Genomic DNA, 14,746 nt, shown 5'->3' on the forward strand with positions numbered 1-14,746 from the left:
CAGATTGTTGTTCTGATGCCGGGCAAGGGGGCGCGCCCGGCAGCGAGCTATCTGGTACTTTTGTACAACTTGTATGCGTGACAAGCTGTGTAGTTATTGTGCGGACTTCGTGAAAGTGCCTTGTTTCGATATCGCCGGCGATGCGCGTAGACTTCAGCGAAGCCGGAGCGGGAGAGCGTGATGCGGGGGTTACTGCGAATATTGCGTGCAGCGGCAGCGGTGTTGCTGCTGGTAACGCTGCTGGTGCTGGGATGGCAATGGCTGCATGCGCCAGCGGCGCGGCTGGCGGATGGCAGCCGTTACCAGGGGCCACTGGTGGCCGGGCTGATGCACGGTACGGGCCGCCTGGAGTGGCCGGACGGCAGTTACTACGAAGGCCAGTTTGTGCGCGGTGAGCTGGCCGGCACCGGCCGCCTGGTGATGGCCTCCGGTGATGTTTATCAAGGCGGCTTCCGGCGTGGGCAAATGCACGGCACCGGGCTGATGGAGCTGGCCAGCGGCGGCAGCCTCCAAGGTGAGTTTGCCGACGACCAGTTGCGCCACGGTGCGATGGTGGATCATACCGGCCTGCTCTATGAGGGCGAGTTCGAGCATGGTCTGCTGCATGGCCGGGGCCGGCAGCTCTGGCCGGATGGCATGGAAATGCATGGCCGCTTTGTGCGAGGCGAATTGCAGAGCGGCCAGCTGCGCGATACCCAGGGCACGCTTTATCAGGGCGATTTTGTCGACTGGCGGCTGTCCGGGGACGGCGCCCGGATTGATGCGCAGGGCAATGAATTCCGCGGGCATTTCGTCGATGGGCTGCTGAGCGGCGAGGGTGTTTTCATCGGGCAAAATGGCACCCGCTATGAAGGCGAGTTCCGGCGCGGCATGTTGCATGGTCAGGGGCGTCTTACCCAGGCAGATGGCAGCTATTACGAAGGCGCCTTTGCACGCGACCAGCGTCACGGAGAAGGGCGGGAATTCGACGCCAGCGGCCAGTTGCTGCGCGAAGGCCAATGGCAGTCGGGACAGTTCTGGCCGGATGTGCTTGCTCACCAGCAGGGGCTCGGCGAGCAGGTGGAGGCACTGCTGTACTCACAAAGTGACCTGCTGGATACCATGCTGGCAGCGGTGCAGCCTTCGCTACCGGAACGGATCAATCTTTATCTGTTGTCGATTGCCGGCGACGGCTCACAGGAAGTGTTTCGGCGTGAGGTGCAATACGTGGAGGAAATGTTCCGCCACTGGTTCGATACCGATAGCCGCAGCATCACGCTGATCAATAGCCGCAGCACCACCGGCAGCTATCCGTTGGCCACGATCACCAGCGTACGCCGCAGCCTGGCGCGGCTGGCGGAACAGATGGACGTGGAGCGCGATATTCTGTTCGTGTTCATGACCAGCCACGGGTCGCAGGATCATCGCTTCCTGCTGCATCAGAACGGGCTGACATTGCCAGCGCTGTCGGCCGATACGCTGGCGAGCCTGCTGGCGGAGAGCGGCATCCGCTGGCAGGTGGTGCTTATTTCTGCCTGCTACTCGGGTGGCTTTATCGAGCCACTACAAAACGAGCACACGCTGGTGATCACCGCAGCGCGGGCAGATCGCACCTCGTTCGGCTGCACCGATGAAGCCGATTTTACCTATTTCGGGGGTGCCTATTTTCGCGACACCCTGGCCGCCGACGGTGATTTTGTGGCGGCCTTCCATGCCGCTCGCGAGCGCGTCCTTGCGCGAGAAGAGCAAGAAGGCATAAAAGTGCCGTCGGAGCCGCAAATCCATATGCCCGAGGCCGTACTGGCGCAGCTCAGGGCGTGGCAGGCGCAGCGGGAGTGACGCACCACTCCGGTTCATCAAATTCACCGATCAGGCGGATGTCGCAATACTGCGCCGCCTCGCGAATGATCGCCGCCACCTCGGGATCAGGGCGCGCTTCCATGGCATCCCGTGCGGCTTTGCTGTCCCAGTAGGCAATGGCAATCAGCGTGCGCGGATCGCCCAGCTTGCGATGCAGCGTCGTGCCACGGGCGCCCGGCGCACGCTGGATCAATTCGCTGGCGCGCACCCAGGCGTGCGCGTAATCCTCGGTCTGATAACCGTCCTTGATATGCACCTCGAAGATGAACTTCATGCGGCCTCCGTGTTGCAGCTGTGGTGGGGTGTTTCCCTATTGGTAAGGGCGCTGGCGAGAAGCGTTCTGTGCCTTGCTTCAGGAAGCACGCTTTGGGCAAAGCCCTTTGCTTATCGCCCCTTGCTTATAGCCTGTTGATCAAAAGTCTTTCGGTCATGAGCCTCTCGCTCATGAGTTTCTCGATCAACAGGCGTTCGATCAACAGGCGTTCGGTCAATAGTCTTTTGCGCAAGAGTGTTTCCGGGTAGCTTTTTTGGTCGATAGCGACTTCGCAGCGAGCATACCGTAAGGCGCCGGCTGCGCTGTGGGTGCCGCCACGCTTTGGTGCAAGCCGGCCGGGTACAGACGGCAGCGGCGAGCGGTCAGCGTTGCACGCGCCGATACAGCAGCGGCAGAAACGCGCCCAGCGTCAGCCCACGCGCGACCACAAACCCGATAAACGCCAGCCACAAGCCATGGTTGCCGTACAGCGGCACCAGTAGCCATAAGGCGAGCATGAACAACAGCAGCGATGCGCCGGTGGCGTCGCGCATCGGGCGGCTGGTGGTGGTACCGATAAAAATGCCGTCGAGCTGGAACGCAGCGAACGAGCACAGCACATAAACGGCAGCCCACGGCAGATAAAGGCGCGCTGTTTCCCGTACCCCTGCGGCGGTTGTCAGCATGTCGATAAACCACGGCCCCGGCAGCCATACCAGCAGCGCCAGCACCAGCGCGGTCGCCGCAGCCAGCATCGTGGAGCGAACAATCACCAGCCGGAACCAGAGTGGTTGCCGCGCGCCCATGGCGCGGCCCACCTGAGATTCCACCACATAGGCGTAGCCATCGAGGAAAAACGCCGACAACGAAATGAACTGCAACAGGATATGGTTTGCCGCGAGAGTGTCGTCACCGAAGCGGGCACCCTGATCGGCAAACAGCGCAAAGCCGGCCAGCAGCAGCAAGGTGCGCCACATGATATCCGCATTGGCGCGCAAGGTGCGCCACCACAGTGCCCGTACTTTCAATAACGCCCATGGCCACAGCGGCGCAGTATCGCCCGGTGCCGGGCGGATCAGGCGCAGCACCATCCACAGCCCGAGCGCCAGCGAGGTCCATTCGGCGATTACCGTGCCCAGCGCAATGCCGCGCACGCCCCAGCCAAAGCCCGCCACGAACAGGATATCCAGCGACAGGTTCAGGCCATTGAGAAACAGCTGCAACCATAATAACTGGCGGGTGTGGCCCAGCCCGATCAGAACGCCGAGCAGGGCGAACATGCCCAGGGTGGCCGGTGCGCCCCAGATACGCACCTGAAAATACTGTTGCACGCCCAGCTCCACTGCATCGCTGCCATTGAGCAGCGACAATGCCCCCAGCCGCAAGGGCCACTGCAACAGGATCAGGCCCAGGCCAATCGCCAGCCCCATCAGCAGGGCGCGGGCAAACGCTGCGCGCACCTCGGGCATGTCGCCAGCGCCGGCTGCTTGCGCGGTGAAGCCGGTGGTGCCCATGCGCAAAAAGCCGAATCCCCAATACAGGAAACTGAACACCAGCGAGCCCAGCGCAATGGCACCCAGCGCGGCCGCATCGCCGGTGCGTCCGATCACGGCGGTATCGGCCAGGCCCAGCAGCGGCACGGCGGCATTGGCGAGGATCACCGGAATGGCTAGGCGAATCAGGGTGCGATAGCCGGGAATAGGTGAGCTCATGACAACACAGGGTTCCTGCTACCCAGGCAGGCACAGTGCCTGCGGGCAAAAGAGACGGTTGGCCCGTGATGATAGGCGACCTGACGGGCGCTGGCATCATGCTATGCCCTGCGAACAGCTATACTCCGTTTTTTCAGGTGCCGGCGATGCGGGGACGCGCGGCAAGGCGGCGGCAAGGTGTGCATCGAAAGACGCCTGCACGCCGGATAACGCGCGCAACAATCATCGGCCAACAGTCAAAAGGAATAACAACAATCATGAGTAACACGCGCCCTCAGTGGTTTGATGTGCTGGTCATCGGCGCCGGCATCAGTGGTATCGGTGCAGCGATTCGCTTGCGCCAGCAAGGCATCGATAACTTTGCCGTGCTGGAAAAAGCCGATCAGCTCGGTGGTACCTGGCGTGACAATACCTACCCCGGCTGTGCCTGCGATGTGCCCTCTGCGCTGTATTCCTATTCCTTTGCGCAAAAAGCAGATTGGAGCCGGCTGTTTGCCGGGCAGGCGGAGATTCTGGCGTATGTGAAGGACACCGCTGCCCGCCACGCCGTGCAGGCGCATATCCGTTACGGCGAGGAATTGCAGCAAGCCGAATGGATCGAGTCGCACAGCCACTGGCGTGTGCGCACTACGCGCGGTGAATACCACGCCAGCGTGGTGATTTCCTGCACCGGTTACCTGCACGAGCCGATCATGCCGGCACTGCCGGGGCTGGATGTGTTTCCCGGCAAGGTATTTCATTCCTCGCGTTGGGATCACAGTCACGATTTGCGCGGCGAGCGGGTGGCGGTGATCGGCACCGGCGCCTCGGCGATCCAGTTTGTGCCGCAGATACAGCCGCTGGTCAGCGAGCTGAAAGTGTATCAGCGCACGCCACAATGGGTTCTGCCGAAACCGGATGCATCGCTGAACGCTGTGCAAACCGGCCTGCTGGCGCTGCCGGGGGTGCGTCAGCTTTTGCGCGGATTGCTTTACAGTGGTTTTGAAACCTTCGGTATCGGCTTTCGCAGGCCGGCGCTGCTCAAGCAGGTGGAGCGGCTGGCGCGCGCGCATTTGCGCATGGCGATCAAGCCACCGGCGCTGCGGGAAAAACTGACACCGGATTACACCCTCGGCTGCAAGCGTGTGCTGCTGTCCAATGATTATTATCCGGCGCTGGCCCAGCCGAATGTGGAAGTGCTGGCTACCGGCGTGCGTGAAATTCGCGGCAATGTCGTGGTGGCCGACGACGGCAGCGAACGGGCCGTGGATACCATTATTCTCGGCACCGGCTTTCATGTCACGGAACAGCCCATTGCCCAGCGCGTGCACGGCACAAACGGCAGCACATTGGCCGAGCTGTGGGCCGGCAGCCCGCAAGCCTATCGCGGCACCACGATGCACGGTTTCCCCAATCTGTTTCTGGTGCTGGGGCCGAATCTGGCCATCGGGCACAATTCCGCGTTCATCGTTATCGAGGCGCAAATCAGTTATGCGCTGGCGGCACTGCAAGCGATGCGCGAGCAGGGCCTTGCGCGGGTGGAGGTGCGCGAAGCCGTGCAGCAGCAATACAACGAGAAGGTGCAGCAGGCGCTGGTGGGCACGGTCTGGAACACCGGCGGCTGCTCCAGTTATTACATTGATGCCAACGGCCGCAACAGCACCGGCTTCCCCTGGAGCACGCTGACCATGCGGCGGCTGCTGGCGCAGTTTGATCTGGAGAGTTATCAGGTGCAGGCGGCAGCGGGGGAGGTGCAGGATGCAGCAGCGATATGAAAAGCGGGCGCTGGTGCTCGGCTGCGGCGGGGTCGCCGGCGCGGCCTGGTCAATTGCCGCGCTGGCGAATCTGGAACAGCAACTGGGCTGGGACGCACGTGATGCCGATATTCTGATCGGCACTTCTGCCGGCGCCGTGCTGGCTGCGTTGCTCGCAGCAGGCACGCCAGTGTCGCGATTGCTGGCCAGCCAGCGGGATGAACTGCCGGATTGCATCTGGGATCACGACACGGCCACTGGCGGCGCGCTGCCGCCTCTGCCAGGCATGGGCTTCAGCGGGCTTTCGTTGTTGCGCCGTGGCCTGCGTGGCGAAATAGCGCCGCTTACCGCGCTAACCGGTGTGCTGCCCCGTGGGCGTGCCGATATGGCGCCGTTCATGGCCTTGATTGACAGCGTCGTACCGCCCGGTGAGTGGGCACCGCACCCCAATGCCTGGATGGTGGTGGTGGACCAGCATAGCGGCGAGCGCGTCGCGCTGGGCCGCCACGATGCGCCGGCCATGCCGATGAACCTGGCGGTGTGCGCCTCCTACGCCGTGCCCGGCTGGTGCCCGCCGGTGGCCTGGCAGGGGCGTACTTATCTGGATGGCGGCATCGCGTCGCCGACCTCGGCAGATATGCTGCTGGCGGCAGACGTGGATGAAGCGATCGTGCTGGCGCCGATGGCGTCACGGCAACCGGATGCACCACGCGCACCCTGGGCGCGGATCGAGCGCCGCGTGCGCCGCTACATGACAGCGATCGTGGATCGTGAAGTGAAGGCGCTGGAGCAGGCCGGTATTCGCGTCATCCGGCTGGAGCCGGAAGCCGAGGATTTACGCGCCATCGGGTTCAACATGATGGACCCGGCGCGTCGGCGACAGGTATTTCACACCGCGCTGCGCACCACGCAGCGTCAGCTTGCCCGCCAGTGCTGAACACGCTGGTGCTGAACACCTTCACCTTAAAGCGCCGAACCTGGCAGTGTGAAACCGGCCAGTGCAAAAAAGAGCAGTGCTGAACGGCGCAGCACCCGGCGCAGCTAGCGCGCCGGTGGCCACGACGGTAGAGTCTTCGCCTTCCGGCCTGATTCGTGGGAATGTCGTTCATGTCGTTGTCGTTATCCCGTTTGCTGCCTGACAAATTTACCCTGGCGCTGGTTGGCACCGTGGTGCTGGCAACATTGCTGCCGGCGCAGGGGCAAGTGAGCGAGGCGTTCGATGGCCTCACCATCGGCGCCATCGCGCTGCTGTTTTTTCTCCACGGTGCAAAACTGTCCCGTGAGGCCATTCTCGCCGGTGCATTGCACTGGCGCCTGCATCTGCTGATCTTTTCCCTCACGTTCCTGTTGTTTCCGGCGCTGGGTCTGGCGCTGAAGCCGGTGCTCGCGCCGCTGGTGACGCCGGAGCTGTATCTGGGTGTGTTGTTCATGTGCGCGCTGCCGGCCACGGTGCAATCCGCCATTGCCTTCACCTCGATTGCACGCGGCAATATTCCTGCGGCGGTGTGCAGCGCGTCGGCATCCAGTTTGCTGGGGATTTTCATTACCCCTTTTCTGGTGCAGCTATTGCTGGAAGTGCACGGCGATACCGGCTCGACGCTGGATGCGATTCAGAAAATCGTGCTGCAACTGCTGGTACCTTTTGTGGTGGGCCATCTGGCGCGTCGCTGGATCGGGGAATGGGTGGATCGCAATAAAGCCTGGTTGCGCTATGTCGATCAGATGTCGATCCTGCTGGTGGTCTATACCGCGTTCGGGCGGGCGGTGCTGGAAGGCTTGTGGCAGGCGGTGCCGGGGTCGGCATTGTTGGGGCTGTTTGTGATCTGTGTGGTGATACTGGCGCTGGTGCTGGGCATCAGTGTCTGGCTGGCGCGGTTGCTGGGCTTCAACAAGGAGGACGAGATAACGATTGTTTTCGGCGGCTCGAAAAAAAGCCTGGCCACCGGCGTGCCCATGGCAAATGTGTTGTTCGCGGCGGGCACGGTCGGCAGTGTATTGCTGCCGATCATGATCTTCCATCAGCTGCAACTGATGGTTTGCGTGGTCATTGCCAACCGCTACGCAAGGCGGACAGGCAAGACATAATGGTCCATCGTCGATTTCCGTCGAGCCATTTCCGATGTCCGCGAAAGCCTCGATGGGTGGTCCCGAATGCCGATCTTTTTTTGCTGCCCTCGCCCTTGTGAGACAAGCAAAGCGCAGAACAGCCGCAAGCTGGCCCGAAGGGTGAGCGAAGCGAATAAGGGGGCGGGAGAGCGAGCGACGAACTTCCAGCGGTCAGAATACCCGCTACATGTCGCATTACTTTCACTTACCTTCAGTGGAAACCTCTATAAAAATTCCACGACAATGGTAGTGTTCAACGGATGTCGGCAGCGACAGGATGCCGTGAAGTTGATTTTTCAGCCGCTACGCAAACAGGGCTAGCGCAGCAATGCTGCGGTTTTCAGCTTCATGGCACCCGCTGTCCCGGGCTTTCCTTGCCCGTCCGGCACGGCGGCAGGTATACCGTGCCGGTTTTCCGTGGTGTCATCAGCCGGCGGCGCGCGCCTGTTTTTCCATCATGTCGGCTTGCACGATTTCGATCCAGTAGCCATCCGGGTCCGTGATAAAAGCGACGCCCATCATTTTTCCCTCGTCCGGTTTTTTTACAAATGGCACGCCAAGCTGCTGAAAACGCTCGCTGGCGGCATACACGTCCGGCACGGTAAAGCCGATGTGGCCAAAGCCACGCGGCTCCTGATTGCCATTGTGATAACTGAACGCGGCATCGTCTTCGGTGCCCCAGTTGTGGGTCAGCTCCAGCAGCGCCTCGCGGCCGAAGGTCCAGGTACTGCGGGCATGTGGGTCCGTGGGAATATCTTTGGCGACGTCGTCATCGAGGCAGCCAAGAAAATACAGGCTGAACTTCATTTCCGGGAAATCCAGTTTGCGTACCAGGCGCAAGCCGAGCACACGGGTATAAAAATCCAGGCTGACGACGGGGTCTTTGATGCGCAGCATGGTCTGGGTAAAGCGATAGCGGGCGGTGATGGCATCCGGCTGCTCGCACAACCCCTCGGCCTGTTCAAAATGACGTGACATGACGAAGGCTCCTGAAATGTTGGGTCACTGTTTTGCGGCCATTATACGGCAAATATGCAGCGGCACGGCCGCAGGCCCGATTCGCGGGAGCGTGACAGAGGTGGCGCTGCCAGACACGCACGCGCCGGGCGGGCAGTTGCGAGGGCCTGGCGGCCTGAGCTCGGGACGTGAGTTCCCCGGCTTTGTGACAGGTTATGCACTTTTTTACCTGATGGTGTGGGCGGGTGCGTTGTGCCGGTGGCGCACACTTCTATAATTCGCGGCAGGATCGGGTTTACGGCGGATTATCCATGCGAGCCATCAGGATCATTGGCACAATATTCGGCGTTGTCGGGGCGGGTGTGTTCGTGGCGGCGAGTGTGGCCGGGCTGAAAACCTACCGTTTCGTCAGTGTCGCAGAGCGTGCGCAGGGGCGCGTGGTCGAGCTTGTGCAGCAGCCCGGTGGCGAGGGCGTGCGCTACGCGCCCAAGGTGGCCTTTGTGGCGGCCACCGGATTGGCCTACGAGATCATTTACGCCGTGGGGCGCAATACGCCGGCTTATGAAGTAGGTGATACGGCCACAGTGCTGTATCACCCGCACCGGCCTCTGGAGGCACATCTGGCGGGGGCGCAGGCGCTGTGGGCCCCGGCGCTGAGGCTCGGCGGGCTGGCGCTGGTGTTGGGCGGTGTTGCGCTGGGGGCGTTGGGCATGTTGTGGGCGCGACGACGGCGTGTCGCACGGTTGCGTGCTCGCGGGTGCCGGGTTGCCGCCGCTTTTCACGGTGTGGAGCGCAACTTTGCGTTACAGATCAAGGGTCGCCATCCGTTTCGCGTGGTTGGCCAGTGGCAGGACCCGGCCACCGCCCGTGTTTACGTTTACCACAGTGAAAATCTCCGCGACGACCCCACCGATTTCATAGATCGTGCCAGCGTACCGGTCTTTATCGATCCCGCCGATCCGGGCTGTTACTACATGGATCTTTCCTTCCTGCCGCGCCTGAATTGATCGCTTCCTTCATCGCAACCGCCGGCCAGCTGGCATTCGCTGCCTCGCCATGTTTCGATGCGCCACACAGGCGCAGGTTTACGTAGCGCCATATAGCCGGAGCGCGGGGGAGTTTGCATGTTGTCTGTCAGCTTTGGGCCGCTGGTGATGTCGGCGCAACGTGGCCTGTTCGTGGTGGCGATGCTGGTGGCATTGACGGTGGCGATCTATCTGGCGCGCCAACGGCGGGTGCCGGTGGCGGATGCGGTGTTGTCGGTAATCGGCTGGGGCGTGATCGGAGCGCGGCTGGTGTTTGTGGCGCGCTATGCCGATCTTTATCTGGCTGCGCCGTTGTCCATGCTGGATATCCGCGATGGCGGCTTTGATCCGATCGGTGGCCTGCTGGCCGCAGCGCTGTGTGCCGGCTGGCTGATGGCACGGCGGCCGCCACTGCGGCGGCCGCTATCGTTTGCTCTGGCGGCGGGCGCCGGCAGCTGGCTGGCCGCCAGTGCGGCCTTCATGCTGCTTGAAAACAGCGCCAGAGAAATGCCGCCGGCGCCGCTGACCACAATGAGCGGCGCCGCTGCATCATTGCCGGCGCGGCACGACGGGCGGCCGATGGTGGTGAACCTGTGGGCGACCTGGTGCCCGCCGTGCCGGCGCGAAATGCCGGTGCTGGAAGCGGCGCAGCAGGCGCACCCGCAGGTGCAGTTCGTGTTCGTCAATCAGCGCGAGCCGGTATGGACAGTGCAGCAGTTTCTCACCGGCCAGCAACTGCGCCTGAGCAATGTGCTGCTTGATTCTCAGGGCGCGCTGGGCGCCCATGTGGGTTCGTCGGCGCTGCCCACGACGCTGTTTTATGATGCAGACGGCAATCTGGTAGACAGCCACCTTGGCGAAGTGTCAGCGGCGACGTTGCAGCATGCAATGCGCTATTTTGCCGAGCGCGAACCCTGACAACCGATCAGAACGACGACCAGCCAGTGCCTTCCATGAAGCGATACAGCCAGTAGCGCAGCGTCGATTCATCCGCATAGGCGGCATATTCGAGGCTGTAGGTCACCTCGTCGGTGTTGTGCCAGCGACGCTGGAACATCTCTTCGGCTTTCTGTATCAGTGGATGGGCGAGTGGCGCCCGCAGCTGGACGTTGGTCTCCAGGTTCAGATCATTCAGATTGCGGCGGGTGAAATTTGCCGAGCCGAGCAGCAGCTCGGCGTCGCCACTTTGCCGCAACACGAGCATCAGCTTGGCGTGGCATTGCTCGCCGCTGGTGTTGCACCAGCGCACGGGTACCCCGCCGCGATGCAAGGCGGAGGCCAGCTGGCGGTTGGGCACCCCGTTTTTCTGGCGGCCGAAGGCATCCTTGTTCGGATCCAGCAGCACTCGCAGGGCCACCCCGCGATCCGCTGCATCAAGCAGCGCTTTCAACAGCGGCCGGTGAGAAAAATAAAACACGTCGATATAAATCCGGTCGCCCGCCCGGGTTTGTTCCACCGCTGTCAGCAGCGCAGCGCCGATACGGCCCTCGGTAACAATGCGCAGGCTGGCCGCCGCTTGTGGCGCGGCCTCGGCGGCGGCCAGCGGTGCGGGAAAATCATCCAGGGGAATATCCGGGGCAGAGAAGCGCACCACCGCCAGCTCCGTCTCCAGCAGATCCAGCGCGGCCGGCCCGGTAAAACGCAGTGCCACGTTGCCATGCGCGCTGCTGCCGTCATGCGGGTTGGCGGAGGCCACCACCGCCGCCCAGCTGTCGCCATGATCCACCACTATCGTCTTGCGGTGGTTGGCCTTGAAGTTCAACAGGCTGAGATAAGTGCGCAGCGTGACTTTGCCGGGGCCGACCGGATTCGGCAGCCAGCCACCGCTGTCACTGTTGCCAAACCATTGGCAGCACAGCCGCCACAGCGCCGACCAGCTCGGGTTGGAATCCGGCAGCGCAGTCAGATCCGTCACCACCACGTCCACGCCGGCGGCTCGCAATGCATCCAGATGCGGCGCAGCCATGCCGCCGTAAAGAATATTGAAAGGATCGGTAATGACGATGATGCGCAAGCCCGGCACGGCTGCCTTGCGCGCCAGCAAGCGCTGGGTCAGCTCCGCAGACAAGGCGCGGTGCAGCTCCGGTGGCTCGCCCTGAAAATCGTTGTAGAGAAACATGTCCAACACGATCAGCTGCTGCGCCTGATCGACCAGCTGGAAAATCTCGTCGAAAATGTGCTGCTGAATCTGCCGTTCACCGTCACTGCGGCGCACGCCGGTGTAGTCAATCAGCAGTTCGGCGCCTTCCAGCGCACGAGGCGGGGTGGCGACGCTCATGCCGGCGGGTAGCGAGCGGCAGCCATGCAGGGTGCTCAGGCCGAGCAGCAACGCGACAAAAACGGCGAGAGAACGAATCACGAAAGGCATCATGGCAAGGCTCGGCAGCAGCGCAGTTGCGCGTAGCGTAGCCAGCCTGAGCGCTACAGCGCAATGACAGCGGCTGTTATGCTGCGCATCAATCTGACAATCACAGCGGAGGAGTGCTTTGATGGCCGGCATTTTGATGGGCGTGATATTGCTGGGGTGGGCGGCGCTGGAAGCTGCACGAGCGTTATTGGGCCTGGCTGGCCTGGCCGCGCCATGGCAGCGCCGGCTGCTGGTGCCGGCGGTGGTGTGGCTGGTGGGGAGTTTGCTATTGCTGGCCTGGGTGCCGGGCACGCAGCTGCTTGAGCAAGGCCACCGGCAAGCGCTGCTCGGCAGTCTGGCACTGCTGGCGCTGGTGTGTGCGGTATCGCCTCTGGTTCATGCCTGGCAGCGCTGGGCTCAACAGACGGTTAACACGCGCAACAGTTCGTAAACAGTTCGCGGACAGTTCTGGCACAGTCGTGCCGACAAATTGGTGGTTAAGTTGGCAATCGGATGCCTGCGGCGTACAGGCATCGCACATTACAACAATTCACCGGGATGATTGTCATGAGCTGCCCGCTTTGCCTTGCCCGCCGAGGTTGGCTGCTGCTGTGTGCAGTGCTGCTGAGCTTGTCACTGATTGCGTGCGGAGGCAGCAGCTCGTCCGCACCGCCCGCAGGCCAGCCCGGCCCCGGCACACCCGAGCCGGAAGAGCCTGAACCGGGCGCGCCAGAGCCGCCGCGCATGTTGCGGCCGCTGCCGACCAGCCAGGCGGCCGGCCCGGCGGCCAGCTGTGAGCAAGGCGAGCACCTGGAGGGCGGCCGCAGTTATCGGGTATCAATGCCGTCGCGCATTGATGGCGCGGCCATTGTGTTTCAGGTTTTCGAGCCGCGCACTGTCGATTGCCGGGCTCGGCATCCGCTGATTCTCGAAGGGCATGGCTTTGCCGGCTCGCGGCAAACCGCGGCGGGCAGCAGCTTCTCCGCGCCGATTGCGCAGCTCACCGAGGCCGGCTACGCGGTGATCAGCATCGATCAGCGCGGCCATGGTGAAAGTGGCGGCACGGTTCGCGTGATGACGCCCGATTTCGAGGGGCAGGATCTGATCCAGATCGTCGACTGGGCGCAGGTGCATCTGGATTACCTTGCCTATGCGCCCAACCATACTGGCGCGCAAAACCTGCTGCTGGGTGCGGTGGGCGCCAGCTACGGTGGCGGCTTTCAATATATGCTCTACAGCATGGACCCGGATCAGCGGCTGGATGCGCTGGTGCCCCACATCACCTGGCACGATCTCAGCTACAGCCTGAGCCCCGGCAATACGGTGAAATCCTATTGGGGCCTGGTGCTGGCGGCGATGGGTGATGTGCGCACCGGGTTGTCGATGGACCCGCTGCTGCGCGCCACGCTGGTGGAATCTGCCGTGGCCAATGTGATGCCGGCCTCGGCACAGGATTTTCTCAGCTACAGCGGCCTGGCTTACAGTTGCAGCAACCCGCGAGGTTTGCAGCTGCTGTCGGCGCCCGGCACGGGCGATTATGTGCTGGATCCGCTGATGCAGCTGCTCGGGCCACTGACCGGCGGCAGTCGCTACATGGTGCAGCAACCGCGCGGTGAGCTGTACCCGATCGACGTGTTGATGTTCCAGGGTTTTCGCGATTCGCTGTTCACGTTCAATGAAGCATTTGCCAACTACCAGTGCCTGAAGGCGCAGGGCGGTGATGTGCGCCTGCTGACGTATCCTTTCGGCCATCATTATCTTTCACCCAATGCGGGCTTCGTGCTGGAGACCGCGCAGAACCTGCCGACTTTTCTCGGTGCCTTGCCTGATCTTGCACAAGGGAGCCTGGATGCGTTTGCCAGTTGTGGTGAAGTGGATGCCGCCAGTGCCACAATCGCCTGGTTTGACGAAAAGCTGCGCGGGCGGGGCAATGCCGATGACGTCATTACCTCTGGCCAGGATATATGCCTGACCATGACCTACGGCGATGCGGTAACCGTGCCGGACGTCACCGTCGGTGGCCAGCCCGTCGCGCTTGACGGGCCGGGCGGCCTGCCGGTGACAGCGCGCTCCGGCGCAGCAGGGGCACTGCCCACGCTGGTCAGCCTGGGCAGTGTGACCGAAGAAGCGGTGCTGGCCGGCATCCCGACGCTGTCAGTCACACTCACTGATCCGCTGGCGGTGCTCGACCCGCTTGAAGAAGTGTTGCTTGATCCGTTGCTGTGCAACGACATCATCAGCGGCCTGCTCGGGCCATTGGTGAACATGCTTCGTTGCGGTGAAGAAACGCCGCCGCTGCTGGTGCTCAAGGGCGAGGATGTGATCCTGTTCGCCGGCATCGGCGTGTTGCGAGCGGCGCTGCTGCCGGAGCTGCCCTTACCGCTGCCCGTGCCCGAGCTGATTGATGAGCAGGTCTATCCATTGCGCGGCATCGGCCAACATGAGGTGATGCTGGAGGGCATCGCCGAACGGTTGCAGCCGGGCGATCAGTTGTTCCTGATGCTCTATGGTGTGCACCCGACTTATGTCGGCACTTTTTCACGTGATTTGCTGAGCATTATCGTAGAGGTGGAGGGCACGGTGCAGCTGCCGCTGCTGACGGCCGATGGCCGCAGTGCGTTGCCCGAAAATGCCCTGGCGCCACCGCTGCCGTGAGCAGGTGCCGGAGGCGGCGCGAGCGGCAACGCCGCAAGGCGATCAATAGTCGAGACGGGCGAGAAAATGAAATCGCGCTGTTTTTTTGCTCGATTTTTTTGCTCAATTTTTTGCTTGAT

12 protein-coding genes are annotated in these 14,746 nt (G+C 62.5%); 8 read left to right on the forward strand and 4 right to left on the reverse strand.

Translation table 11 applies throughout. The annotated features are described in order from the left end of the window. The first annotated feature begins 180 nt into the window (after window positions 1–180). Window positions 181–1,818, forward strand: a complete 1,638-nt coding sequence (locus tag MU846_RS10910) for a C13 family peptidase (RefSeq protein ID WP_246952635.1) — start codon at window positions 181–183, stop codon at window positions 1,816–1,818. Here MU846_RS10910 and MU846_RS10915 read toward each other — a convergent pair. Both MU846_RS10915 and MU846_RS10920 read right to left on the reverse strand, forming a co-directional pair. Then, window positions 1,790–2,113: an antibiotic biosynthesis monooxygenase family protein gene (locus MU846_RS10915; RefSeq protein ID WP_246952637.1), complete on the reverse strand. Its 324-nt coding sequence runs from the start codon at window positions 2,111–2,113 to the stop codon at window positions 1,790–1,792. The two genes, MU846_RS10910 and MU846_RS10915, sit on opposite strands and share 29 nt — an antisense overlap. A 362-nt stretch (window positions 2,114–2,475) precedes the next feature. Continuing rightward, the gene (locus MU846_RS10920; protein WP_246952639.1) at window positions 2,476–3,804 is read right to left on the reverse strand and encodes an MATE family efflux transporter; all 1,329 of its coding nucleotides are present in this window, start codon (window positions 3,802–3,804) and stop codon (window positions 2,476–2,478) included. Window positions 3,805–4,061: 257 nt separating this feature from the next. On the opposite strand from MU846_RS10920, the gene MU846_RS10925 reads away from it, so the two are divergent. The 3 genes from MU846_RS10925 (at window position 4,062) to MU846_RS10935 (ending at window position 7,622) form a co-directional block, all read left to right on the forward strand. Next, window positions 4,062–5,558, forward strand: a complete 1,497-nt coding sequence (locus MU846_RS10925) for a flavin-containing monooxygenase (RefSeq protein ID WP_246952641.1) — start codon at window positions 4,062–4,064, stop codon at window positions 5,556–5,558. Beyond that, a complete protein-coding gene (locus MU846_RS10930) occupies window positions 5,542–6,474 on the forward strand; it encodes a patatin-like phospholipase family protein (RefSeq protein ID WP_246952643.1) in 933 nt (310 codons plus the stop codon). The genes MU846_RS10925 and MU846_RS10930 overlap by 17 nt, the downstream gene beginning before the upstream one ends. Before the next feature lie 170 nt (window positions 6,475–6,644). Beyond that, window positions 6,645–7,622: a bile acid:sodium symporter family protein gene (locus tag MU846_RS10935; protein WP_246952645.1), complete on the forward strand. Its 978-nt coding sequence runs from the start codon at window positions 6,645–6,647 to the stop codon at window positions 7,620–7,622. A gap of 447 nt (window positions 7,623–8,069) precedes the next feature. Here the strand turns inward: MU846_RS10935 and gloA are convergent, their stop codons facing one another. Beyond that, the gene (gene gloA, locus MU846_RS10940) at window positions 8,070–8,621 is read right to left on the reverse strand and encodes a lactoylglutathione lyase (protein WP_246952647.1); all 552 of its coding nucleotides are present in this window, start codon (window positions 8,619–8,621) and stop codon (window positions 8,070–8,072) included. A 290-nt stretch (window positions 8,622–8,911) separates the two neighbouring features. Here gloA and MU846_RS10945 point away from each other — a divergent pair, with 290 nt between their 5' ends. Both MU846_RS10945 and MU846_RS10950 read left to right on the forward strand, forming a co-directional pair. Then, window positions 8,912–9,607: a DUF3592 domain-containing protein gene (locus MU846_RS10945; RefSeq protein WP_246952648.1), complete on the forward strand. Its 696-nt coding sequence runs from the start codon at window positions 8,912–8,914 to the stop codon at window positions 9,605–9,607. 117 nt (window positions 9,608–9,724) lie between these two features. Continuing rightward, entirely contained in the window at window positions 9,725–10,543 is an 819-nt protein-coding gene (locus tag MU846_RS10950; RefSeq protein ID WP_246952650.1) for a TlpA disulfide reductase family protein, read from the forward strand. A 7-nt stretch (window positions 10,544–10,550) separates the two neighbouring features. Here MU846_RS10950 and MU846_RS10955 read toward each other — a convergent pair whose 3' ends face one another. Continuing rightward, entirely contained in the window at window positions 10,551–11,996 is a 1,446-nt protein-coding gene (locus MU846_RS10955; RefSeq protein ID WP_246952652.1) for a phospholipase D family protein, read from the reverse strand. Between the two features lie 118 nt (window positions 11,997–12,114). Between MU846_RS10955 and MU846_RS10960 the strand changes: the two genes are divergently transcribed. Then, window positions 12,115–12,423, forward strand: a complete 309-nt coding sequence (locus MU846_RS10960; protein WP_246952654.1) for a hypothetical protein — start codon at window positions 12,115–12,117, stop codon at window positions 12,421–12,423. Between the two features lie 116 nt (window positions 12,424–12,539). Then, window positions 12,540–14,627, forward strand: coding sequence for a CocE/NonD family hydrolase (locus tag MU846_RS10965; RefSeq protein WP_246952656.1), 2,088 nt, complete (start codon window positions 12,540–12,542; stop codon window positions 14,625–14,627). Window positions 14,628–14,746 lie beyond the last annotated feature (119 nt).

It is taken from the genome of Alcanivorax quisquiliarum, from assembly GCF_023051175.1.
In the GTDB taxonomy this organism is placed as follows: Bacteria; Pseudomonadota; Gammaproteobacteria; order Pseudomonadales; family Alcanivoracaceae; genus Isoalcanivorax; species Isoalcanivorax quisquiliarum.